Source organism: Legionella quinlivanii, assembly GCF_900461555.1.
GTDB classification, from domain to species: domain Bacteria; phylum Pseudomonadota; class Gammaproteobacteria; order Legionellales; family Legionellaceae; genus Legionella_C; species Legionella_C quinlivanii.
In genome coordinates this window covers 1,407,691-1,431,797 of the sequence record NZ_UGOX01000001.1, presented here as the reverse complement: position 1 = coordinate 1,431,797, position 24,107 = coordinate 1,407,691, and the positions used below count along the sequence as shown (strand labels likewise).

Sequence of the window (24,107 nt, the reverse complement as noted above, 5' to 3'; positions counted from 1 at the left end):
CTCATTCTACCCTTAAATAATTGAATATTACACGCTTTTAACTTCCTGGTTATTTCATTCAATGACCGGCTTACAGTAGTTAGACTATTGAGTTCAATTTAATATCTCTATAGACTTGAAATGCCGAGCAGTCATTCCCATATATATGCTAAAATAACTATATATTATTTTAATTAGGACAAAATAACCGGAGCTGTCAATGAATAGAAATGACGTTACTGTTTTAAGCCAACGCAATGATTCGGTACTCGCGACCAATCGTGTTTTGCGAAACACTTATTTGCTTCTGAGTATGACTTTCCTGTTTAGCGCACTGACAGCCTATCTGTCTTATGCAAGCAAGGCAGGTCCAATGAACCCATTTGTCATGATTGCTGGTGTATACGGTTTAATGTTTCTGACTCAGGCTCTGCGTAACAGCGCATGGGGACTGGTTAGCGCATTCGCGTTTACAGGCTTTCTAGGGTACACCCTGGGTCCTATTCTTAACTTTTATGTCGCCAGTTTTTCTAACGGACCGCAATTGATTGGTACTGCACTTGGCGGCACCGGAATGATTTTCTTCGCCTTGTCTGGCTATGCTCTGACAACTAAAAAGGATTTCAGCTTCCTTGGCGGCTTTCTTTTTGTGGGAATGATGGTTGCGTTGCTGGCTATGATTGCAGGTCTGTTCTTTGATATTCCTGCTCTTCAGTTAACTATCTCAGCGGCCTTCGTATTGATTTCTTCCGGTTTGATTCTATTCCAGACCAGTGAAATTATTCATGGCGGTGAGACAAATTACATTTCCGCAACGATATCTCTTTACGTTTCAATATATAACCTGTTTATCAGTTTATTGAACATACTAAGCGCTTTTGCAGGCAACAGAGATTAAACGATTCGTTTTTCATATCTGAATCCCGACGCCAGTCGGGATTTTTTCATCCCCTTATTGCCTAAACTGCTTATCGATCATATCATTAACGCGTTTTTTTAATATTGTCTCCAATTATAAGTCAAGGACAAGACATGCATACAAAAAATAATGCACTAATTTCGATAGGCATGTTACTAGCTTCCAGTTCTTTCGCTGGCACAATGGGTGCGGTACCAGCGGGCGCTTATGTAGCGACTGCAAGCATCGCTGCAGCCTGGGTCGATCCTGGCGAAACTCAAACACTGACACTTCAGCCTGATGTTGTTAAAACCTATTCTGATACCACCAACTCCAAGGTCGTTCCTGCTATCGAGTTATTCCTTGGCTGGCAACACCCAATCAATGATACGCTACGAGGTCAAATCGGAATAGCGGGAGCAGCTACCACCCAGGTAAAACTGGAAGGCGATGTCTGGGAAGATGCTGACCCTGCATTCAATAATTTTACCTATCAGTATAAAGTGAATCATTATCATCTCGCTGTAAAAGGTAAACTGCTTATGGATCTTGATGAGTGGGTTGAGCCTTATGTCAGCGCAAGCGCCGGTATAGGTTTTAACCAGGCTCGAGATTTCCAGATTGCTGCCAAAATATTTGAAGAAATTCCAGCGCCTCCATTTAACTCAGAAACAAAATCATCTTTTGTTTATACTCTGGGGATTGGATTGCAAACAGCATTGAATTCAAACTGGCAAGTCGGCTTAGGTTATGAATTTGCTGACTGGGGTAAAACTGAATTAAGCCGCGCTTCTGGCCAAACAGTGGGCAATGGTATTGAAACTGATAATTTCTATGCCCATCAATTACAACTGAGTTTAAGTTACATTTGCTAAACTTCCAGATCTGAAAGGTATCTGCACATCTCCACTACGCCCTGCGGCTTGTCCGCAGGGTTCAGTGCTCTCTATGAGTCTTCTGGGTCCCTCGGGCTAGCAGAAAGACCGAGGTTGGATTCCCCGCATAAAGCGGGGAACGTAGGGCGGCATAAACGGGGAACGTAGGGGCATTAGAGTTTACTAACCTACTTCCCCGCTATCACCAGTCTACTTCCCCGCTATCACCAGTCTACTTCCCCCGCTATCACCAACCGACTTCCCCCGCTTCATGCGGGGGATCCATAGGCTCAACCGGATTTCCCGCATCAATATGAATGACGCTAATCCTGATTCCAGGACGCCTTTGCTCTGAATAAATGCTCTACATCAGCTTTTGTTTTGCTTATTGGTTTATCAAATTGGTAGCATTGGCGAGGCTGCTGATAATAAACACCCAGGGGTACTGGATACTCTGGATAATGAATTTGCGCCAGGCGCATGGCGGCTATCAGATTACTGCTATCATGCACATAATTGTTTTTCTCATCATGAGCGATGATTTTAAGATCCTCTCCCTCCAATGACAAAGCCTTTTCCCCATTGTTTCCATATATCAGAGGTTTTTGTTCTTCCAAGAGAACGGTCTTCTCCGCACGGTTTGTTTTTAAGGCAAAACCATCAAAAGCACCATTATTGAAAATATTGCAATCCTGATAAATTTCAACAAATGAGCATCCAGGATGCTCATAGGCTTTCCTGAGTACAGTGATTAGATGATTGGGATCTTTATCAACAGCTCTGGCAACAAAGCTGGCTCCTGCTGCCAAAGCGAGCATAAGGGGATTAATGGGTTCATTATTAACGCCCTGCGGTGAGGTTTTTGTGATCTGGCCTTTTTGAGAAGTCGGTGAAAACTGACCTTTAGTCAAACCATAGACCTGATTATTAAACAATAAAATATTGACATTAACATTACGACGCAGGCAATGAATAAAATGATTACCGCCAATACTCAAAGCATCACCATCTCCGGTAATAATCCAGACGGTAAGATCATCTCTCATGGTTTTGAGACCTGTTGCGACAGCAGGCGCCCTTCCATGGATTGTATGCAGACCATAGGTGTTCATGTAGTAAGGAAGCCGGCCGGCACAGCCAATTCCTGATATAAATACATGCCGTTCAGGCGGCAGGCCAAGCTCTGGAAGCAAGCGCTGCAATGCCATCAGGATAGCGTAGTCACCGCATCCAGGACACCAACGAACTTCATTTGAATTGGCAAAATCATCACGCTTGTATTGAGAGTTCATAATCGACTTCCGCTTTGATGGCTTGAAGTAAAAAACTGACTGTAAATGGTTGACCGTTACATTGATTGATTGAACGGCAATCGACCAGATACTCGGCTCTGAGCAACTGGCATAATTGTCCAGAGTTCAGTTCAGCTACCAGCACCTTCTTGTATTTTTTGAGCAAAGGACCCAAATCATCTGGAAATGGATTCAAATGACGAAGTTGTAGTAGGGCAAGCTCAAGCCCTTCCAAGGCCGCATGCTGAACAGCTGATTTAAGACTGCCATAGGTACTTCCCCATCCAATAATTAATATTGAGGCGTTCTGACTTCCTTCTATATGAAGTGGCTCATAAATTTTACTTATCCCTGCAATCTTGGCAGCTCGTAAATTCACCATCTTCTGATGGTTTTGAGCATCGTAACTGACCTTACCCTCTTCTCCCTGTTTCTCCAGCCCGCCAATCTGGTGTATAAAACCAGGTACACCTGGAGGATTCCAGCTTCGAGCCAATTTATCGTCACGCTGATAAGGTTTATCAAAATGGTTAAATTCTATCTCAGGTAATTTTAAAGAGTCGAAGTCAGGAATTTTCCAGGGCTCTGCGGCATTGGCCAGATAGGCATCCAGCAAAACAATCACTGGCGTCATATAAGACACTGCGATTGTGAATGCTTCAATAATGGTTTTGAAACAATCGGCTGCCGAACGAGCAGCAATAACCGGTAAAGGAGCTTCACCATGACGTCCATATAACGCCTGCCGGAGATCGCTTTGGCCTGTTTTAGTTGGCAATCCGGTGGAAGCGCCGGCCCGTTGTACATCAACAACGACTAAGGGTAATTCAGTCATCACCGCAAGCCCCAAGCCCTCACTTTTTAAATCAAGGCCCGGACCGGAAGTACAAGTCAAAGCAAGGTTGCCTCCGAAAGCCGCTCCAATGCAGGCACAGACAGCGGCAATTTCATCTTCAGCCTGTAATAACTGGATACCGTAATCAGTGAATTTTGCGCACTCATGTAAAATGGCTGAAGCAGGTGTAATAGGATATCCGGATACCAGCATTCTGGTTTGGGTACCCACAGTTAAGGCTGCAAGTCCCATGCTCAAAGCTTCGACTCCGGTAATCTGACGATATTCCCCCGGTTCTCTGTTCACCTTCCCCAACATGAAATGCTGTCTGGCCAGTTCCAGTGTCATGGCATAGTTATAACCTGCCAATAACGTCAATTCATTGGCTTTGGCAATTTCTGAATTGTTTTTAAATTTTTTAGCGATAAACGCCAGACAATTTTCGACAGGCAAATCAAAAAGCCATAATACCAGACCCAGCACATAGAAATTCTTGGTCTTCTTGGCTTGAGCATGCGTAATTCCCAGGCCCTCTACTGCTTTGATAGTCAGACTAATTAGCGGCAGACTCAAAATCTGATAATGCTCGCTTGCCCCTTTTAAAAAATCACTGCTTAAGCCAGCTTTTTGCCAATCTTTCTCAGTAAAGCTGTCTTCATTGATAATCAGCAAGCCCCCTGGAGATAAAAATTCCAGAGAGTTTTTTAAGGCTGCAGGATTTAAAGCGACCAATACATTTAAAGTTTCACCGGCGGTAAAAATAGCCTCTTCAGCCATCGCTAGCTGAAAACCGGACACCCCAGCCACGGTTCCAGCCGGTGCGCGGATCTCAGCCGGAAAATCGGGCAGAGTACGCACCTCTCGTCCGGTAAGTGCTGCTGTAATAGTAAGTTGCTCGCCTAGTAATTGAACCCCATCACCAGAATCTCCGGTGAGACGAATTACAATCGCATCAGTTGTTGACATAGTTCCTTGCTTCCAGCATGAGTTGGCGCATATCCTTCACTGCCTGCTTTAAGCCGGTAAATAGCGCTCTTGCAATGATGGCATGCCCAATATTAAGTTCATTCATTTCTGGTATAGCCGCGATGGCTTTTACATTATGATAATGTAGACCATGTCCGGCATTTACAATTAAACCTTTGCTGGCAGCATAATTTGCAGCCTGCGTTATTCGCTCCAGCTCCGCATTCTGAGTTTCCGGACTGCTTGCGTCGGCGTAGCAACCCGTATGAATTTCGATAACCGGAGCCCCTGTCTCAACCGCTGCATCAATTTGTTTAAGATCAGCATCAATAAACAGAGAGACTTCACTGCCGTTAGCCTTCAACCGTTTCACAGCGTTTGATACGGCTGTAAAATGAGTCAGCACATCCAGACCGCCTTCTGTAGTCAGTTCTTCTCTTTTTTCCGGAACCAGACAGGCATGCTCGGGCGAAATTTCCTCAGCAAAATCCAGCATTGTATCAGTAACTGCCAGTTCAAGATTCATTCTTGTTTGTAAAACAGCCTTAATCAATCGGACATCCCGGGCCTGTATGTGCCTCAGATCTTCCCGCATATGCAGAGTGATTCCATCCGCGCCCGCCTCTTCTGCCTCCATTGCTGCCTGTACTGGATCAGGATATCGAGTGCCCCTTGCCTGACGAATGGTCGCGATGTGATCAATGTTCACGCCTAATAATATCTCTTTTAACATACTTCACCTGTTACAAATAACTCGCTTGATCAATGGAATGGCTAAGTGACCGGCACTTTCATTAAGATTTATCATATCAGGTTATAAAGCGAGAAAGTAGAAGAATCATTCACTCTTGGGAATTAAAAACAAGGCTCGAGATTTCAGCTCGCGGCCGGCCAATAGGTGATCAATGGCTTGACGCATAATGGCTTTAGCCATTTTAAGAACAGACAGACGACTGAAATCCTGATTGGCAAAAGCGAGAATATCAGATCCCTGAAAACCTTGACGGGATAAAAGAAAACCCGTACCAGGAATAAACTGATAATAATGGTCCGCAGCAATGGTATCCCCTGTTGAAGCCTCTTCGCTGAGATTCAGACTATAGCCGCAGGTACTTAATAAACACCTCTCGAACTGTCTCAATATGATTTCAATTGCCAGCTTGTCATTAGTAATCTGCAATGCCTTAAGTGTTAATTCATAACTGTCGAATAACCAGGGACAGGAATCCTGAGGCTTGATTGTATAATAAATCAGTTCGTTAAGATAAAGTGCTGCAAATAAAGCGTTTCCCTGCAAGTCGAGAGTCGTTTCTGTTGACTCCAGGGTATTAATATAGAAAAAATCTCTTCGCAGATTAACCGACAACCACAATGCAGAGAAAGGTTGTACCAAAGCATGTTTTCCAGGTTTGCGCCCGCCTCGATACAGGCAATCAATTACGCCCATTTCTCTTGTAAAAAAACGGACTTGAAGACTGCTGTCACCGGATGGACGCCGGTGCAAAAGCCATGCTTTATACGTTTCAGTGATCATAGCCTAATTGCCGTAGCATACGCTCATCATCAGACCAGCCTGACTTCACTTTACACCAGCAACGTAAAAATACTTTTTTACCCAATAACTCTTCCATATCCAGACGCGCGCTGGTCGCCATTTCTTTCAGCTTTTTCCCTTTATCGCCGATAATCATTCGCTTGTGATTATCTTTATCGACCAGAATCAGGGCATGCATGGTCACCAGGTCCCCTTCATCTTTGTAGGATTCAATATCCACAGTCGTCGAGTAGGGCAGTTCCTGTCCGCAGAGACGGAATATTTTTTCACGAAGCAGTTCTGCGCAAAGAAATTTTATCGGCCGGTCGGTGATTTGATCCTCTCCAAACAAATGGGGGCCTTCGGGTAAAAAAGGCTTTAGCTGATTCTGCAATTCTTCAACCTGCACCCCGGTTCTTGCTGATAAGGGAATCATGGCAACGAAGTTATGCTGCTGGGATATTTTATCTATCCAGGGCAGCAAAGCGGATTTGTCTGCAAGCTTATCCACTTTATTAATAGCGAGAATACAGGGAACGCCTGATTGCTTGATTAAATGAAGGACATACTCATCTTCGTCATTCCAATGCGTTCCATCCACTACCAATACCGCCACATCGACATCACGCAGCACACTGATGGCTGTTTTATTCATCATTCGGTTCATGGTTTTTTTGGAACCCTGATGAATACCTGGCGTATCCACATAGACATATTGGTAGTCGCCGCAGGTATCGATCCCTAATATACTATGCCGCGTGGTTTGAGGTTTTCGCGAAGTAATGCTGATTTTCTGTTTTAAAATTCGATTCAGCAGGGTTGATTTGCCTACATTAGGGCGCCCTACTAAAGCAATATAGCCGCAATAACTAGTCATTCAATAAAACCTTGATTAATTTGGAGTCATTTTAGCATGACTCGGCCAATACAGTAACCGTGAACTGATAAGATTACTTATTTAAAAGCACTTGCCTTATCAACCCTAATAACGCTAATGTTTAAGACCATATGGATAAACGGTAACTAGCAAATGGCCAATTTAAGAGCAACGGATGATCATCTGCAAATAGCTATTCCCTTAACCGTTAAACCTGTTGATAACGAAACAGCAACAGTGAGCAGCTTAACGCCCAAAGAGGCTAGCTTATTATACGGGCATTATAGTATGGATTACCGTATACCGGGAGGTATTCTGCGGTTATTAGCCCGTCATGACAATAAAACAATGCAAATATTGCTGATGACAGAGGATACAGAGCTGCTCCAGGAGATGCCAGGAGAGCGGCCCTCTTCCCTGATTGCCAATACCATTAGCCTTTTAAACCGCTATTTCCTCCACGCAGATTCTTATGACAGACCGCTTTCCGTTCATCAGGAGAAAAAAATTCAGCTGACGCAAAACTGTATTAAACAGTTATCTCTGCTTCTTGAAGAGGAACGACAAATTCAGTGTGAGGAATGGTCCAGACAAGAAGACCTGCGCATTAAAGTTCTAGCGGTCATTGATGCCTGCAAGGATGAGAATATTTTGCTGGCAAATCATCCCGCCGTTTCGGAGGGAACGCTCGGTAAAATTTTGTTTCATACACGTGACTTTGCTCAACGATATGAATTTAATCGCGTTTTTCCAGTCAGTCGAATTGATCAGCATGATTTTTCCAAGGTATCTGAAACGAAGAGCAAACCTTGTTTCATCTGGGATAGCGAAACTCACCTGGAAAATGGTGATAAGGAAGAGTTATTGAAAGAAGCCCTCTGGGTTATTTCACGTCAATACGGTTTTAATGAAGCAAATGAACTAAACCAGATTGATGCCAATCGTTTTAAGCGGCTGGAGACTTTTTTAAGAAAACGATGGCAGGATATCCAGAAATGGGTAGATTATCTGGCAATGCCACACAAGCCCGAGCCAAAGCTTAGAGAAGAAAGGCGATTAAACGGCATATCCACTACCAGTATTGAGCCTTATTATTTTTTTGAAGGGGTTGGACAGCAAGCTCACCTGAATCTTCATTCATTAGTTGAAAGCCTGGTGAATAATCCCGTTGAAATCGCTAAAACCAAAACCTTTGAACAGGCAGAACAATTATTATGGACCGCGCATGACGGCTCCTGGGTGCACCTGGCAGGCTCAAATTCAATTGTCCTTAGAAAGAATAATCGCATACGTCAATGGCATTATTTTAAGGAAGATGAATTTTATTATATTTTACCAACGAACCAGGACCTGCTGACTCTCATGCAGTTGAGCAAACGCCATCTCTATTTTCCTGAACGGGCAAAATTAACATTCAAAGCATTTTTAGTGAACGTTCCTCGTTTTTTTAAATTTTTATATACAAAAGTTTACGCCTATATTACTGAAACTCTGAAGGACGATTTTTCCAATCATCTGCATTCGGGCCATCCCCAATTAAAAAAAGAAGAACCCCCGTCTAAACCCTTACGAGTGCTGCCAGCTCACCTGCGAAGTTTACAAGATATTCTTCAGGGTCAGGGGTTACTTGCCAATGGAGAAACACTGGAGGAGTTTGTTAAAAGACAAATACATGTCAACCAATATGTCGTCGCCAGAGCAGAACATCTGCCAAGCCCTCCTCCCTACAACAATCCATTTCATAGAGTGCTGGGCGTATTAAGGCATTTTTCCGCTCTGTTCATTGATATTAGCGAGCAAAATCCTATTATCGGATCCTTGGCGCTTGCTGCCTATATTTACGGTGCTGGAGCTGTTGCCGCCCCGGAGCTGCTAAAGTCAATCCTGGCTAAACTTCATCTGAATGGTTTAATCTATGGCATTGAACCAACTCAGGCCTTAGGACGCTGGATGAGTCACGGTACCGTGTCGGAGGCTATTTCAGCGGCTGTCACTTACTGGCAGGGAGTAATTGTAGGCGGTGATTTGGATCAATTCTTTATTAAAGCGGTGAGCGTTCTGAAAGATGAGCCCGCCCAGGTTGCGATCATTATCAGTCTCGCTCTTGGACTAGGTTATGGTTTATGCAAGACATTTCCTGCGATTGAGAAAGAAATGGGCACATTTCCCTGGCCCAATCGATTGGCTGTTGGAGGAAAGTTTGGTGCAGCCGCCTTTGACACCATCATGCACCCCGGAGATGATTGGCTTTTGGGAACCATTAAATGGTTATTACACGGCGGCTTTATTTTCCTCAAGATTGCCATATCGCCCTTTATTGAATGGCGCTATTATGGATTTAAAAATGGCTTTGGGTCAGGTCTTGGCAAAAGCCTTGCACTAACTATACAAACAGCTAAAGAAATTGTCGCTGGTACACTGGATTTTACGCTCGCAATCTTAACAATTCCATTTATGGAGTTAAGCGCCCTGTTTATTCATGTGCCATTTAGAGGCATCACCAGCCTCGTTAGCAAAACACTGGGAGCGCTTGGGAATGTTCAGGCAATTGGCCAAAGTCTGAGTGAGTTTGCAGAGAGAAAAACAGGCTGGAATTATCTATCGGGTTTTCGCCTGTCACCACTTTATGGATTTAGCAATCCCATTCAGCGCTACTCGAATAATAGCTTGATTAATTTACTGGCCACCCTGATATGTATGGTGATAATCCCCGTTTTTCAGTTAATAAAAAATCTCATCATTCTTCCTCTTCTGGATCTGACTTTTCTTGGGATTCGCTTCTCTCTGACATTAATTGATCCCATAAGCCGACTGGCAGCATTCACGCTGGGAAAGACTTTATTTTATACTGGCTATGTTTCCGATTACACGATAGGCTATATACTGCGTTTAAGTGCGACGATTGTCACAAAAACCAGCAATCTCATCGATCAGGCGGCCGGGTTTAGTCGTCAATTAATTTTAAAAGAGATCCAGTTAGGCCGACATGCCTTGTTTCATTGGGCTTTCGCGGCCCAGGATGCAGCAGTACACCAGCCGCAAACTGATTTTGATTATTTTCAGGAAGATGTAATGCGTATTGAACGCCTGGAAGACCAGGATTCTACGCAATGCCTTCTTGAAATGCTTATCGATGATTTGCCCAAGGCCCATCTTTCAAAAGCGAAGGATAATACGCCCTGTAACCGCTTATTCCATAAATCGGCAGAACAATTACATTCAGCTTATACTTTAAATCGGAAGCCACCGCAGGTTCAGATCAGTACAACTGATTATCAACTTAGTTCACCAGTCTTTTAGAGGGTATTATGAAAAAAGGATTTACGCTAATTGAATTGCTGATTGTCATGGTCATTATTGGAATTCTGGTCAGTATCGCTTACCCGAGTTATTTGCAATACATCGTCAGTGCCAGACGAAGCGATGGCCAATCCGCAATAATGGACTTGGCGAGCCGAATGGAGCGCTACTATTCTGAGCGTAATACCTATTTAAACGCTACAATCGGAACTGGAGGCGCCAATGATATCCGCTCAAGCAATATATCGCCTGAAGGATGGTATACGCTTTCTATCAGCTCGCAAACAGCCTCTACCTATACGCTCCAGGCGATTCCGCGAAACAACCAGGGGCGTGACGATCGCCTCTGCCAGACCTTAACGGTGAATAGTCTGGGCGCTAAAGGAATTGCTGCGGGGCCTGGCGGGGCGCCGAGCGGAACTGCTGACCAGTGCTGGTAGCTAATTTCTATAGTAATTACCGTGATGAATTTGACAAATTCCCTTGGTTAGCTATACCCAATTTATGAAGCAGCAAAAAACTACTCAATAAAAAATCTGCAATTCGTCAAAAAGGATTTTTTAAAGGAAACAGTATAGGTATACTGTAGCATCAGATGTAAATAATCTAAGGGATTAGTTTATTAATCTGCCCACTTGCTCTAACAGGCTCAAAGGAATGATTATATGGACACGACCGGTTTGGAGTTCAGACTCATTAATGAGCTTATTGAAAGTTCTCAGGATGGGGTCTTTGTTCTCAATTCGCTCAATAAAATCATATTGAATAATGTCACTGCATCGCGTATCACCGGCTATTCCCCCGCAGAACTAATTGGACAGGATGCTTTCTTGTTAGGCTCAGGCCTCCACGATGATTCCTATTTTCAAAAGATTGAACAGTTCCTTGAGATGAACCTGCGCTGGCAAGGTTCTATGATAAATCGCACCCGAACAGGACAAGCCTATCTCGCCAATGTTCTGATTATACGGATTAACGATGATGAAGGCGATCTGCAGTTCTATCTCCTGCGCTTATTGTCAGTACAAATACTGGGTGATTTAGTTGACTCTGTTATAACTCATATGCCGCAATTTGATGCCTGCCCTAACCTGCTGCCTGGATCAGAAATTACACTGTCGACCTTTTTTGACATCAATACCGGTGATAATAACAACGACAGTTTTGCGCTTATTTTATTGAAAATTGAAGCGTCCGAGTATGAACCCAATGGTAGAAACAGTCATCAGAGTGCTAGCGACAAGATAGTGAGCTACCTGGCCAGTCAATCACAGCAATTTGTGTTTGCCGGTAAACTGAATCACAATTATTTAATCACTATTGCCAGTTTTCAACAACGAAATACGCTGGAACAGATCCTAGGCCATCTTCGCCTGGTCCTGATTGAAATGATTAACTCGGAAAATAAATCAGCTAACCAGCCCATCGGCTTGTCGCTTAGCGCGGCAGTCTATCCTGAAAATGGAATTTATCTCGATTCTTTATTAGTGAAAGCAGTTTCTACGATGCTGCATGCCAAAACCATCAACAAACAATCCTCTTATTTTATTGATGAACCTCAAAATAAATCATCATCCAATCTGATTACCTACTCTTATCTAAAAGAAGCTTTGAATAACGAAGGACTTTGTCTTTTTTATCAACCCATTGTCACGCTGGACAATCAAATTGTTGCCATCGAAGCGTTTCTACGATGCAAGGATGATCAGGGCGGTCTGTTATTGCCAAATGAATTTTTCCCTGTTGCTGAAAAATATCAGCTTTTGCCCGCTATTGAAAAATGGGTTATAGCTCAGGCCTTACAAGATATGAAAATGATTAACTCCACAAGCCTCAGACTTCATGTCAATATTAGTGCCTCTCAGTTTCTTCATCCGGATTTTTATCAGGAATTGCAGGAAAATTTGCGGCATTATGATTTTTCCCCCTCAATGTTAAGTCTTGAAATCAATAACGATCTAATGACAAAGCAGCAGGCGGCTGCTATGAGCGTGCAGCTATTACAGAAAAGTGGAATCAATATTGCGGTGTCCTGTGGTTATTCCTTGTTTACGTCATATCGCTTTATGGCTGAAATTGGTGCCAGGCAGATTAAATTTGATCGCTACTATGCACGAAAAATTTATGAACGAAAAGTAGACCAGACTGAAATTGATATTATGCTTAAACAATTGCTGTCACAAAACAGTGAAGTCATTATTGAGGGCATTGAGCGGGAAGATGATCTGGAGTTTTTCAAATCAAGAGGCTGCAATCTGTTCCAGGGTATCTATTTCTATCCACCAATGACTATCGAGCAGTTAATGCAATCGATCTAATCCGCTCACCACCACTCATCAAATCCCAATACCACCAAAATACAAGGGCCTCGAGCTATTACATTGATTTCATGCCTTAAGGCTTGCTCAATCGCTGATTCACTTTCAGCTCCGGGCTGCATCCAGATGTTTTTTATTCCCTTTATGATGGCCGCGTCAACAATTTTTTCAGTAATAGCAGGAGGCGTGATAATCGATATACTCTCAACCTCATCAGGAAGATCTGAAAGTTCTTTGACACTTGCCTGCCCCTCAATGTTATCCTCGAATGGATTAACCGGATAGGCTTTCATATCGTGAGCCAGGTAGCAACGTAAAACTTTATTGCCGAACTTGCTGCGGTTACTTGAGGCCCCGACTACAGCAAAGGCGGTGGATTTCAAAAACTGCTCAACATTACCCATAAGAATACTCCTTTATGAAACAATATGAGGATTGTCGGAGTGCAGCGTAATATTCTCAGCATGATGTTCATTTAATATGGAGAATATCGCTTGCTGCTGTTGTTCATTAGTGCAGGCCAGCCATAACACAAAACCTCCCATATGCTCCTGCTTCTCAATTTTGGCAATGCGAGCATTTCTCATGGACTTCATCAGACCGATGCCAATGGCCGCACCAATTAAGCCGCCAATGACTCCAAAAACAAGATTATCGGCATAATGATTCAATTCGCCTCCGGCGAGAAGGCCGAGAATAATACCGACAAACATAGGAATTGATATTGAAAATCCTTGAGCCCAGCCAAAATCATCATGCATGTAGGGTTCTTGCTTTGGCGAAAAATCTTCTGCTTTCTGTACAGTTTCCGGATTAACATAAGGCCTGCCGAATTTTTCTACCATTTTCGATGGAGGACCCTGAACACTGACTTCACCCAAAGAAAGGGTTTTTTCAGTCAAATGGCTGATCGTTTTTTCGAGGGTTCTTTCATCACGGAAAATCGCGCTTATTTTATTCGTATTCATGACCGATCCTTTCCTGTGAACGATAGTCCTTGTATTAAGTTTAGTTCAATTTGGGTCCTGAGGTAAGCTTTGACCGCATGAGCGGCATCCTTAATTACAAAAGGCTTGCTAAGAGTTTGTAAGTCTTCTAACATAGGAGTCATTACGGCGCCTGTATTAGCGAAAATCTATGATGACAGATAAATTGTTTGGAAATCAATCAATTATAATAAGCCTCGATGTCGATGCCTATTTATTTGACCGGCTTAGACAAATTGCAAAGGCAGGTTTCTCGGTAGTTGAAATCAACAGCTGTGATGAAGGGCTTTTGAAAAAAATACTAACCGAATTTCCAGGGTTGCGCATTGGAGCAGGTAATGTTATCAGCACCCAACAATTGGAGGATTGCTATCAGGCAGGCGTACACTTTGTTTCCAGCCCAGGGTTTTTACCCGCTATTGCGCAAACAGCTGCCATCTATTCAATTAACCATCTTCCAGGGATTGCCACACTCTCAGAGGCAATGCAGGTAATGGCACTTGGCTACCATCAGGCAAGACCTTTTCCCGCATCCTTATCATTTTGCGCACTTTTAAATAAATGCTTACCCACTCTTCGTTTATTCCCTGCGGAAGTCGAGTGGGATGAAGCAGAGCATTATTTAAGCTTGCCGTCAGTTGCTGCAATCAGCATTCTGAATCCGGAGGTTAAACTATTAACCTCTTTATCGGACGGGGCTCTTGCATAGATCCAGGAGCAGGAACAAAGCTCCCAGACATATGGCGCTATCGGCCAGATTAAAAACTGGCCAATGATAATTCTGGTAATACACATCAATAAAATCAATTACATGCCCAAGCAGTGCACGATCATACAAATTGCCAATCGCCCCTCCGAGGATCAAGCTCACGGCAAGTGATTGAAGAATCGCCTTGTTTGGTAAGCGCACTAGCCAGATTATTAATGCGATACTCATTACTATACTAAAACCTGCGAAAAACCAGCGATGCCAGCTGCCTGTTCCACTCAGGAAGCTGAATGCGGCCCCAGTATTATAGGCCAAGGTAAAATTGACCATTGGGATTAAAGGCTCTGGCTGATAAGCAACCAGATGGGTCGACGCCCAATATTTGCTTATTTGATCCAGAGCAATTACCAGAATACTAATAATGAACCAGTGCCATTTCTTCATGCAAATTGTCTCACTTCATCCTCACCACTTAAATTGTCTGCACAACGATCACATACTTCGGGAAAATTATCCTGCTTGTTAACCGAGTCACGACGATGCCAGCAACGAACGCATTTTTCATAGGGGCTGGCATTGACTTCGATTGCAAGCTCAAAATCAGCGAGTATAGAAAGCTCTTCCGGCTTTTCCTCAAGCGGAAATACTTTAGCGTCCGAAGTAATAAACAGAAAACGCAACTCATTTTCAAGGGGTTTGAGTCTATTTAAAAGCGCCGGGCTAACATACAAGCGAATCTCCGCCGCCAAGCCAGAACCTATAACTCCCTGCTGTCGCTGAGCTTCCAGTGCTTTATTAACCTCATCTCTGATTTCGAGTAATTGGCGCCAGAATGCCATATCGACTTGACCAATTTCCGGCCAGCTATCATACCACTCTTCCAGCATCACTGATTCAGAAGATTTGCCTGGGATATACTGCCAAATCTCATCGGCGGTAAATGACAGAATGGGAGCTAACCAGCGAGTCATCGCGTGGATGATATGATACATTGCCGTTTGGCAGGAACGTCTGGCTATACTGTTTTTGGGCGTTGTATATTGTCGATCTTTAACGACGTCAAGGTAGAAGCTGCCAAGATCAACAGCACAAAAATTATGAATTTTCTGATAAATAATATGAAAATTATATTGCTCATAAGCCTGTAGAATTTCTTCCTGTAACTGCTGACTATGCTTCACAACCCATCGATCGATTTCCACCAGCTTATCGGCGGGCAATAAGTCTGTATGTGGATCAAAATCAAATAAATTAGCTAATAAAAACCGGGCTGTATTCCTGATTCGCCGATAGGCATCGGCATTCCGCTTTATAATTTCCTCTGAAATACTTACCTCATTACGGTAATCAGTAGAAGAAACCCAGAGACGAAGAATATCTGCCCCGTGCTGGCCGATGAGTTTATCGAGAGCGACATAATTCCCTTTGGACTTGGACAGTTTCTTTCCTTCTGCATCTACTGTATATCCGTGGGTGAGTACGGTACGATAAGGAGCATGTCCATAGATAGCCACAGCGGTTGTGATAGAGGAGTTAAACCAGCCTCGATGCTGATCGGAACCTTCAAAATAAATGTCAGCGGGAAGCGATAGCTCTTGATTCGCTTTCAATACACTGTAGTGAGAAACGCCGGAATCAAACCACACGTCCAAGGTATCGGTAATTTTCTCATAGTTTTCTGCATCATGGCCAAGAAGTTCTTTCAAATCAAGTTCAAACCAGGCATCAATGCCTTTCTCTTCAACGCGTTTCGCAACCTGCTCTATTAAGTCGATTATTTTTGGGTGAAGCTCTCTGGTTTCTTTGTGAACCATTAAGGGCATCGGCGTTCCCCAAGCCCTTTGTCGGGAAATACACCAGTCGGGCCTTGTTTCAATCATCCCGGCAATGCGGGCTTTGCCCCATTCCGGCATCCAGTTCACTTCATTGATTGTTTTTAAAATTTGTGCTCGCAGCCCGTTTTTTTCCATAGAAATAAACCATTGCGGGGTCGCAAGAAATATCATCGGTGTTTTGTGACGCCAGCAGTGTGGATAACTATGCCGAATGACTTCATTCTTCAGCAGTACTTTTCGTTCTTCAAGTAGCGCAATAATCTTGTCATTAACCTTCAGGACGGATTGATTAGCAAAGTATTCTACATCAGCAGCATAACAACCATTCGCTTTAATGGGGTTAATCAGAGGCAAATTATAGGCTTTAGCTACCTGATAATCATCAGGTCCATGTGCGGGTGCTGTGTGCACACAGCCAGTACCCGCATCAATCGTAACATGTTCACCAAGAATTACTGGAACAGTTTTATCCAGAAATGGATGTTGCAGAGCTTGCTCTAGCAGACTTGAGCCAGGAACCTGCCCAAGAGATTGGTATTCAGAGAAGCCATAGCGGCTCATACAGCTCTCAACCAGTTCGGAAGCAATAATAAAATAGACTTCTCCGGCGTCCACGAGCTCATAACTAAATTCCGGATGGAGACAAACCGCTTCATTTCCAGGCAAACTCCAGGGAGTCGTAGTCCATATTGGGAAAATAACGGGCTTGACTGCCGGAGTTGCAGCAAAAATCTTAAGTATTTGCTCGGGTTGAATCGCATAAAAGCTCACATCAATAGAGCTGGATGTTTTTTCTTCATATTCAACTTCTGCTTCAGCCAGGGCCGAGCCGCATTCAATACACCAGTGCACAGGCTTAAATCCCTGTTGCAGGTGACCGTTCTCAATGATTTTTGCGAGGGCACGAATAATATTGGCTTCATAAGAGAAGTCAAATGTAGCATAAGGATGCTCCCAATCACCGAAAACACCCAGGCGTTGAAACTCATCCCGCTGGATATCAATCTGGCTTGCGGCATATTCCCGGCATTTTTCACGAAACTCTCTTGCAGATACTTTTACTCCAGCCTTACCAATCTTTTTTTCAACATTCAGTTCAATTGGCAAACCATGACAATCCCAACCGGGCTGAAATGGTGAATCGTATCCGCTCATGGTTTTGGATTTGACAATAATATCCTTTAAAATCTTATTTAAGGCATGTCCGCAATGCAAATGACCGTTTGCATAGGGAGGACCATCATGCAGAATAAACTTGTCGGCACCTTTCCTTTTTGACCTGATTTGCTGATAAAGCCTGGCATCATGCCAGCCCGAAAGGCGTTCCGGTTCCCGCTGCGCCAGACTGGCCTTCATTGGAAATAAAGTGTTCGGTAAATTTAAGCTGTCTTTATAATCTGCCATTACTTACTCTGCTAAAAGCGTTAAATTCAGGCGGCTGTTTGAAAAATAGCGTTCTGCCGCCACAATATCATTTCTAATTTGCTGGATTAACTCTTCCAAATTGGGAAATTTTATTTCGTCTCTTAATTTATGCAAGAAAAATACTTGTAATCGTTCACTATACAGGTTTTCTTGAAAATTGAGCAAATGAACTTCCAATACTGTTTTAGTTCCGTCAACTGTCGGGCGAATACCCAGATTGGCGACCCCATGATATATCTTGCCATTATTCCGTTTCACTTCGACGCAAAACACGCCTGTAAACGGGGGAATTTTTCTGTTAAGGGCTATATTCGCTGTAGGAATTCCCCATTTACAACCTTGCCTGTTTCCGACAACCACCCGCCCGGAAATGCTGTAAGTACGGCCTAGCAAACTGGCAGCCTGGGTTAGTCTGCCCTCTTTCAACAGTTTTCTGATTCGGGTAGAACTGACTCGCTTGCCATTCATCTCAAAATCAGGAAATATCTCTAGTTCCCGGCCTTGGGCCTTGAAATAATCATTTAGTAATAACGCATTTCCCTGCCTATTGGCTCCGAATTGGAAATCATTACCTACTGTTAAATAACGCAGTTGTAATAAATCGAGGAGATACTTTTTTGCAAAGGTTTCAGCGCTCATTGCAGCCATTTCGCTATTGAACTTTAACCGGCAAATATAATCTATCCCGAATCTTGAAAAAATCTCTACCTTTTCCCTGAAAGTGGATAATCGTGCCAACGTGTCCTTTCCAAGAAAAAACTCAGCGGGCTGTGGTTCAAAAGTTAATACAACAGAGGGCAAATTCAATTCTCTTGCTTTTTGCTGCAACCTTTTCAGGATGGCCTGATGCCCTAAATGTACACCATCAAAATTACCGATTGTTGCTACACATCCCATATCTGATGGAAAACGATGTAATCCAGCTAGAATCTTCATATGATAACTTTAAGAATAAAATTTCAATTATACCGATTTTTATCGCAGTTTGCGAAATTCCTTATTATAAAGTTTAGCTCTCCGATTAATAACTGTCGCTTTATTTCATTTCACGATTAAATTCTTTAGAATCATTTCTTTTTTTGAGACTATCTCCTGTCAATTGGCATCACTATGCCATTGCTGTCGCAGGGAATGGCAATTTATTAATCTTTGAGATGTTGAATTACTCATGAAACTTACCCCTCCAATGGACTGGAATTTTATTAAATCTATATTTGATCCGCGCGAGATTATTTTCCCATTCACTTTACGCAAGCTATTCTTCTTTCTGTTTTATGCACTACTTATTGCTGCAGTTGTAGCCGTAGAGACTAATGTTGGTTTCTTTGACTACCTGGTTCATGCGGTCAAATCCAATCTGATTCCTTTAATGGCCGTTCTCTATGGTTTTGAACCTTTATTAATGCTGGTTACTATGGCTTTCACCAAGTATCCGGATAAACTTCCTGAGATTTCGGAAAAGCCCCCCGAGCCTGCAGATGTGGAAATCCAGCTTGAGGAGGAAAACACTCAGACAGCTATTAAAGCCCATAATAAAAAGATGGCTGTAATAATTGTTGCTCACAACAGTTCCCTGGAAATAGAAGCCACACTTAGAGCTTATTTGAAAATCGTTGAACCTGAGCAAATTTATATTATTGACAATGGGAACTCTGAACAACCCACGGACAATACACTTAGTATTGCAAAATCAGTATCCGAACGAATTAATTACTATTGGCATAATCGTGGAAACAAAACAGTTGCTCAATTTATTGGACTGATTTTAGCTCAGGGAGATCACCGTGAATTTGCGCTGATGAGTGACGATGACGTCCATCCCCCATCTAATTTCAAATTTAATGAAAGCCTGTTAGAGAATGAAAAATTCAAAGGAATTTTCTATCCCATTATGGCTATTTCCAAGAAGGAAAAACCATCCAGACTAGTGCAATTTCAGTCTATTGAGTACAAGCAAGCCGATCATTTTAAAATGTTCGAGGATCGCTTTCATGGTGTTTTATATCCGCATGGCGCTATTGCTCTCTGGAAAATATCAGTCTTGTTGAGAACATTATTAACCCATAGCACTCGTTTCATTGCCGAAGATCTTGAAACGGGTATTCGTGCCGCTCGTTTAGGTTATCGTCAGCGTTTTGATGCCAATTATGTTTTTCCGACAGAGGTACCCACAACTGTTTTAGGCCCGGATCAAAATCTCTATAAGCAGCGAGCCAGAGGATGGTGTATGGGGATTCACACCATGAACTTTGAGTTGCTGCGTAATTTTTTTACAGAATGGAATTTGAAACCTGCAGATGTCGCTGCGTTAAAAGCTAGCCAGATGTATACACTGTATAATAATTATGTAGACTGGACCCGTTTACTGGTAATGATTATATCAGCAAGCGATCCGACCTATTGGGGGAAGCTGGCTGCGGTGATTGCGGGCCAGCAAGCCATGACCATGTTCTGGCATTACGCCAAACTTCGTAATCGTCCTGATTTACAGCATGATTTTCTAACACTTGCTACGATGTTTTTTTATCGTCTGCTGCTAACTGCCTTTACCAATATCGGTCTGCTAAGGTTACTTCTGGTGTATTTGCCGAATTTATCGCCTGCCAAAACGATCGAGGAGCTACTCAAATCGGGCGAGTTTAAAAACCTGAAGGTTGAACTGCCTGAGTTTCTTGCCTCTTTAATAGCCCCATCCAAAGAAGAAGCTAAACCAGAAAATGCACCCAGCTTCAAAGACTCGCTTTATTCTTTTTTCTGGAAAAAGCCAATCAGCAAAAAACCATCAATTACTATTGAGGAAGTGGTGGAAACAAAACATAAAGAGATAGAACTTGTCTCGGACACTCCGTCTTCGCCTTAGGAGAACGTGAGTAAAGTAGGAGTTGGTCGGGCGAAGCGCCCGACCTACGCTTATTAGCTAATCCTTCGCAGAGCGAACAATCAGAACATCACATTCCGCGCCGTGAAGAATTGCATTAGCGGTAGAGCCTAATAATAAGGCCAGGCCATGCTTGCCGTGACTGCCGGTAACGATTAAATCAATATTTTTCTCCTGGGCCACTCGGAGTATTTCGTTTTTAGTAGAGCCAAACTCGATCATGCAGTGAGCTGCATCGACACCGAGTTTTTTAGCAAGAGCCGCCAGCTCTTTCTCAGCCTGCTCACGAATTGATACTTCAACCTCAGCGAAGCCTGCAAAACCAGGATAGGCATAAGCCGGAATCGGTTCCACAACATGCACCAGCAACAGATCAGCACCATTCTCATCAGCAATTTTCTTTGCTTTCTGCGCTGCTCTAACCCCTACTTCATCAAAATCAGTAGCGAATAACACCCTTTTGTACATAGCTATCTCCTTAGCAAGCTTATATGCTAAGCCTATCAGATAATTGGAAATTTTCCCAGTAAGCTGACTGAACTCCCCGATCCGCGAACACCAGTCCCGGAATGCAGGGAATAAACATATCGGCTTATAGATTAAGCCAGCCACGTCAAATTAAACAGAACACCATGAGTGTATAAATGATCTAACTGAAGGCCGGTATTAAGTGTTTGCCCCGCAGCACGTCCGAGTTCGCTTTTCCCCCAATCAGCAAATTCATAGCCAACGCCCACCTGAAAATGTTCGCTTAAACTCTTCTGTACACCGGCGCCCAGCGTATAGGCGAAAGTTGTCTTGGTATGGTTTGCGAAATCCGCATTAGGAACGGCTTCAAAAATTGTCGGTGTATTCTGAAATGCATAGGAGCGATTAAAGCCTGCCCCCACACTGGCGCTAACCCAGGGAATTACAAAATAGCCTTTATCGAGCAATAATTTGCCTTTTGCGGCAATACGGTTGTGTTTAACCTTATAGCTATAGGTGTAATTGTCAAATGAGGGATCCGCGTCATCCCATATGTTACCTTGCAGCCTGACACGACTGGTAGTGGCAAGTTCAATCCCCAATTGACCAGACCATTGATCAGACAGGTTCTTTTGGGCGCCAAAAAATAACTCAGCGACAGCCAGGGCTTTGGTCGATTTTCTGGCGACATAGGTTTTTTCAATTTCGGGCGCAAGGAAAAAAGTCTGAGTATCGCCGGCTCTTGCCCAGGCAGGCCCCACACTGACAGAACTAACCCAGGTCCAGTCTTTAGCTACAACCGGTCCCATGGTACCTGCGACAGAATAGCTGGCAAAAATACTAGTGGTGAGTGCAAGTAATGCAGTCTGTTTTTTCATTAAGGGTATCCTTACTCAAAAATATAAAATAGTAAATAAGTACATCAAATTTAACATTTAATGATACAATGTATCCCTAGCTTACCGCCCGGCGGAAAACGTCTTTCTAACTATCGTAATAATATACATGCAACTCGATCTCTTAGGAACTCTTTTATCGTTACTTTCCACCTGGTATTTCATTTGTATGGACAGGAAAGCATGGATAATCAGCTTTTTTGCCACTGCGATAAACAGCATTCTCTATTTTAATAAAGGGATTTATGCCGACACCCTGCTTGAAATATTTTATTTGTTAAACAGCTTTTACGGCTTTTTGCTGTGGAACAGAACTCCCCATGCAAAGTTTAAAGTTAAATGGCTATCATTGCCTCAGGCCACCGTCCTGTTAATGATCACTACTGCCTTATACCTTCTTATTTATTTCCTGTTGCGACAATATACTGATTCAACTGTAGTAAGCCTTGATGCACTCACAACAGCGCTTAGTATTATGGGCCAGTGGCTGATGTGTTATAAAATCATCTTTACCTGGCTTGTCTGGTTTATTACCGATGCAATATATGCTTATATGTATTTTTACAAACAAATCCCTTTTCACGCTCTTTTAATGTTCCTCTATACCATTATGGCTATTGTGGGTTATTTAAAATGGGCCTCTCAGGATACTCATCAAACACAACCCAACTCACTTTAAAATAAGGACATATTATGAAGATTATGGAGATCAAACATCCATTATTTGCTGCCTCAATGCTTTTGTTTGGCAGTAAACTCAATGCAGGGATACCCTTATGGACTTTTGCGCAAGTGCCAGGATACCCAGCCAATACCACGGTAGAAACAACAGGCAGCGCAACGGTACAATACACAGTAACTAATCAATCGCGTAAATCTCATACTTTAAGAATGCAGCCAATTCGGGGAGTTTTTCCTTCCGGATGTACCGAAACACTGGGCTATCTTCAGTCCTGCCTGCTGACTTTAACTATTAATGGGCAAGCTCTGCAAGCCGATATCATCGGTGGCCCCGTTCTTTGTGATCTTTATGCGCCTTTGCAGTGCTATCAGCCCGGTTTCAACGACAGCCTTAGAATCCACCTCGTATCAGCGAACACGCAACCTGCTCTGTTAACCCTGAATCCTCCCATACTTCTTCTTATCGCTGGTGATGGGGCAAAAAATGTTCAGGTGTTTAATAATAGTAATGCAACAGCAGAGAATTTAACCATCTCAATCCCGGCGAGCAGTGGATTGACAGTGAATTATGCAGCCTCTACCTGCACCAGTACGCTTGCTCCCTACAGCAGTTGTACTTACAATATCCAGCCAGGTGGTCTCGCGGAAACCACAGCTATTTCAGTTCAGGGTTCTAATACTAATGCGGTCAATAGCCTGGTTCGGGTTCTCGCGTTTACACCGCCAGGATATTGCGCTGGATTATTGCTTCAAAGTAATGCCACCCAGATCACCAATCCTACTGATGGGTGCAGCACTTGTCTTCCTACAAGCCCTGGTTATCCTTTGAATAATACAATGCATGTCTTTAGTGAAGTGGGTGGATGCGGCAGCGTGCAATTTACTTTGGAATGGTCACGCAATGGCGATATTGATGCCCATGCCTTATTCCCTACCTTGCCTACACCAACTCATATCTATTATGCTAATAAAATTCAAAATAATTTCGAGTTGGATGTGGATGATATTCCAGGTAATGGTCCTGAAAATATCTATCAGGTTAACTCCAATCTGCCAACGCCTGTGGGACGCTCCTATTTTGCAGTATACAATTTCAATATGTCTGCAATGCCAGGATTGACTTACTATTTACGTTTTCGCTGTATTGACAAATCCGTTACCCCCTTCATTTTAAATGAGGTGGTGCGAGAATTTACTGTACCCTCAGTAGTGGATAACCTTGCCAATTATCTAGGTTATGCTGAATTTGGAGCAGATGGCTCATGCAGCATCAATTTACCACCCGCGACAACAACTGCGATAGGAAACGGAACCGGAAGTAATATTTTCTAGCCAAAGAGAAGGATTACAGTATC

The 24,107-nt window shown here is 43.1% G+C and carries 21 protein-coding genes; 9 read left to right on the top strand and 12 right to left on the bottom strand.

Annotated features, from left to right (window positions below; translation table 11 throughout):
* Positions 1–199 precede the first annotated feature (199 nt).
* Together DYH61_RS06110 and DYH61_RS06105 are read left to right on the top strand one after the other, a co-directional pair.
* The gene (locus DYH61_RS06110; protein WP_058506675.1) at positions 200–877 is read left to right on the top strand and encodes a Bax inhibitor-1/YccA family protein; all 678 of its coding nucleotides are present in this window, start codon (positions 200–202) and stop codon (positions 875–877) included.
* Positions 878–1,011: 134 nt separating this feature from the next.
* Positions 1,012–1,752: an outer membrane protein gene (locus tag DYH61_RS06105; RefSeq protein WP_065236113.1), complete on the top strand. Its 741-nt coding sequence runs from the start codon at positions 1,012–1,014 to the stop codon at positions 1,750–1,752.
* Positions 1,753–2,075: 323 nt separating this feature from the next.
* Here DYH61_RS06105 and DYH61_RS06100 read toward each other — a convergent pair whose 3' ends face one another.
* The 5 genes from DYH61_RS06100 to era form a co-directional block, all read right to left on the bottom strand.
* Positions 2,076–3,044, bottom strand: a complete 969-nt coding sequence (locus tag DYH61_RS06100; protein WP_058506676.1) for a 2-oxoacid:ferredoxin oxidoreductase subunit beta — start codon at positions 3,042–3,044, stop codon at positions 2,076–2,078.
* Entirely contained in the window at positions 3,022–4,845 is a 1,824-nt protein-coding gene (locus DYH61_RS06095) for a 2-oxoacid:acceptor oxidoreductase subunit alpha (protein WP_058506677.1), read from the bottom strand. The genes DYH61_RS06100 and DYH61_RS06095 overlap by 23 nt, the downstream gene beginning before the upstream one ends.
* Complete coding sequence (gene pdxJ / locus DYH61_RS06090; RefSeq protein ID WP_058506678.1) at positions 4,832–5,578, bottom strand: pyridoxine 5'-phosphate synthase; 747 nt, start codon at positions 5,576–5,578, stop codon at positions 4,832–4,834. The genes DYH61_RS06095 and pdxJ overlap by 14 nt, the downstream gene beginning before the upstream one ends.
* Before the next feature lie 105 nt (positions 5,579–5,683).
* The gene (recO, locus tag DYH61_RS06085; protein WP_058506679.1) at positions 5,684–6,379 is read right to left on the bottom strand and encodes a DNA repair protein RecO; all 696 of its coding nucleotides are present in this window, start codon (positions 6,377–6,379) and stop codon (positions 5,684–5,686) included.
* Positions 6,369–7,256, bottom strand: coding sequence for a GTPase Era (gene era, locus DYH61_RS06080; protein WP_058506680.1), 888 nt, complete (start codon positions 7,254–7,256; stop codon positions 6,369–6,371). Before era ends, recO begins: the two co-directional genes overlap by 11 nt.
* Positions 7,257–7,409: 153 nt before the next feature.
* Between era and DYH61_RS06075 the strand changes: the two genes are divergently transcribed.
* The 3 genes from DYH61_RS06075 to DYH61_RS06065 all read left to right on the top strand — a co-directional run bounded on the left by DYH61_RS06075 (position 7,410) and on the right by DYH61_RS06065 (position 12,874).
* Positions 7,410–10,556: a hypothetical protein gene (locus DYH61_RS06075; protein WP_058506681.1), complete on the top strand. Its 3,147-nt coding sequence runs from the start codon at positions 7,410–7,412 to the stop codon at positions 10,554–10,556.
* A gap of 8 nt (positions 10,557–10,564) precedes the next feature.
* Positions 10,565–10,996 carry a type IV pilin protein gene (locus DYH61_RS06070; protein ID WP_058506682.1) on the top strand — a complete coding sequence of 144 codons (432 nt, stop codon included), beginning with the start codon at positions 10,565–10,567 and terminating at the stop codon, positions 10,994–10,996.
* Between the two features lie 225 nt (positions 10,997–11,221).
* Positions 11,222–12,874, top strand: coding sequence for an EAL domain-containing protein (locus tag DYH61_RS06065; protein ID WP_058506683.1), 1,653 nt, complete (start codon positions 11,222–11,224; stop codon positions 12,872–12,874).
* Positions 12,875–12,879: 5 nt separating this feature from the next.
* Here DYH61_RS06065 and DYH61_RS06060 read toward each other — a convergent pair whose 3' ends face one another.
* Positions 12,880–13,278: a CoA-binding protein gene (locus DYH61_RS06060; RefSeq protein ID WP_407927344.1), complete on the bottom strand. Its 399-nt coding sequence runs from the start codon at positions 13,276–13,278 to the stop codon at positions 12,880–12,882.
* A gap of 12 nt (positions 13,279–13,290) precedes the next feature.
* On the bottom strand, positions 13,291–13,842 hold the full coding sequence (locus tag DYH61_RS06055; protein WP_058506685.1) for a hypothetical protein: 552 nt from the start codon (positions 13,840–13,842) through the stop codon (positions 13,291–13,293).
* 169 nt (positions 13,843–14,011) lie between these two features.
* On the opposite strand from DYH61_RS06055, the gene DYH61_RS06050 reads away from it, so the two are divergent.
* On the top strand, positions 14,012–14,569 hold the full coding sequence (locus tag DYH61_RS06050) for a beta/alpha barrel domain-containing protein (RefSeq protein ID WP_058506686.1): 558 nt from the start codon (positions 14,012–14,014) through the stop codon (positions 14,567–14,569).
* Here the strand turns inward: DYH61_RS06050 and lspA are convergent.
* The 3 genes from lspA to ribF are packed head-to-tail and all read right to left on the bottom strand — an operon-like array spanning position 14,546 to position 18,765.
* The gene (lspA, locus tag DYH61_RS06045) at positions 14,546–15,013 is read right to left on the bottom strand and encodes a signal peptidase II (protein ID WP_058506687.1); all 468 of its coding nucleotides are present in this window, start codon (positions 15,011–15,013) and stop codon (positions 14,546–14,548) included. The genes DYH61_RS06050 and lspA overlap by 24 nt on opposite strands.
* Positions 15,010–17,808, bottom strand: a complete 2,799-nt coding sequence (gene ileS / locus DYH61_RS06040) for an isoleucine--tRNA ligase (RefSeq protein WP_058506688.1) — start codon at positions 17,806–17,808, stop codon at positions 15,010–15,012. The genes lspA and ileS overlap by 4 nt, the downstream gene beginning before the upstream one ends.
* Before the next feature lie 3 nt (positions 17,809–17,811).
* Positions 17,812–18,765, bottom strand: a complete 954-nt coding sequence (gene ribF, locus DYH61_RS06035; RefSeq protein WP_058506689.1) for a bifunctional riboflavin kinase/FAD synthetase — start codon at positions 18,763–18,765, stop codon at positions 17,812–17,814.
* Between the two features lie 232 nt (positions 18,766–18,997).
* Between ribF and DYH61_RS06030 the strand changes: the two genes are divergently transcribed.
* Positions 18,998–20,689, top strand: coding sequence for a glycosyltransferase family 2 protein (locus tag DYH61_RS06030; RefSeq protein ID WP_058506690.1), 1,692 nt, complete (start codon positions 18,998–19,000; stop codon positions 20,687–20,689).
* A 57-nt stretch (positions 20,690–20,746) separates the two neighbouring features.
* Here DYH61_RS06030 and DYH61_RS06025 read toward each other — a convergent pair whose 3' ends face one another.
* Positions 20,747–21,175 (bottom strand): universal stress protein, encoded by a 429-nt coding sequence (locus DYH61_RS06025; protein ID WP_058506691.1) that lies wholly within the window; start codon positions 21,173–21,175, stop codon positions 20,747–20,749.
* 131 nt (positions 21,176–21,306) lie between these two features.
* The gene (locus DYH61_RS06020; protein WP_058506692.1) at positions 21,307–22,053 is read right to left on the bottom strand and encodes an outer membrane protein; all 747 of its coding nucleotides are present in this window, start codon (positions 22,051–22,053) and stop codon (positions 21,307–21,309) included.
* A 127-nt stretch (positions 22,054–22,180) separates the two neighbouring features.
* Here DYH61_RS06020 and pnuC point away from each other — a divergent pair, with 127 nt between their 5' ends.
* Together pnuC and DYH61_RS06010 are read left to right on the top strand one after the other, a co-directional pair.
* A complete protein-coding gene (gene pnuC / locus DYH61_RS06015; protein ID WP_083499162.1) occupies positions 22,181–22,750 on the top strand; it encodes a nicotinamide riboside transporter PnuC in 570 nt (189 codons plus the stop codon).
* A gap of 14 nt (positions 22,751–22,764) precedes the next feature.
* Positions 22,765–24,084: a hypothetical protein gene (locus DYH61_RS06010; RefSeq protein ID WP_058506694.1), complete on the top strand. Its 1,320-nt coding sequence runs from the start codon at positions 22,765–22,767 to the stop codon at positions 24,082–24,084.
* The last annotated feature ends 23 nt before the right edge of the window (positions 24,085–24,107 follow it).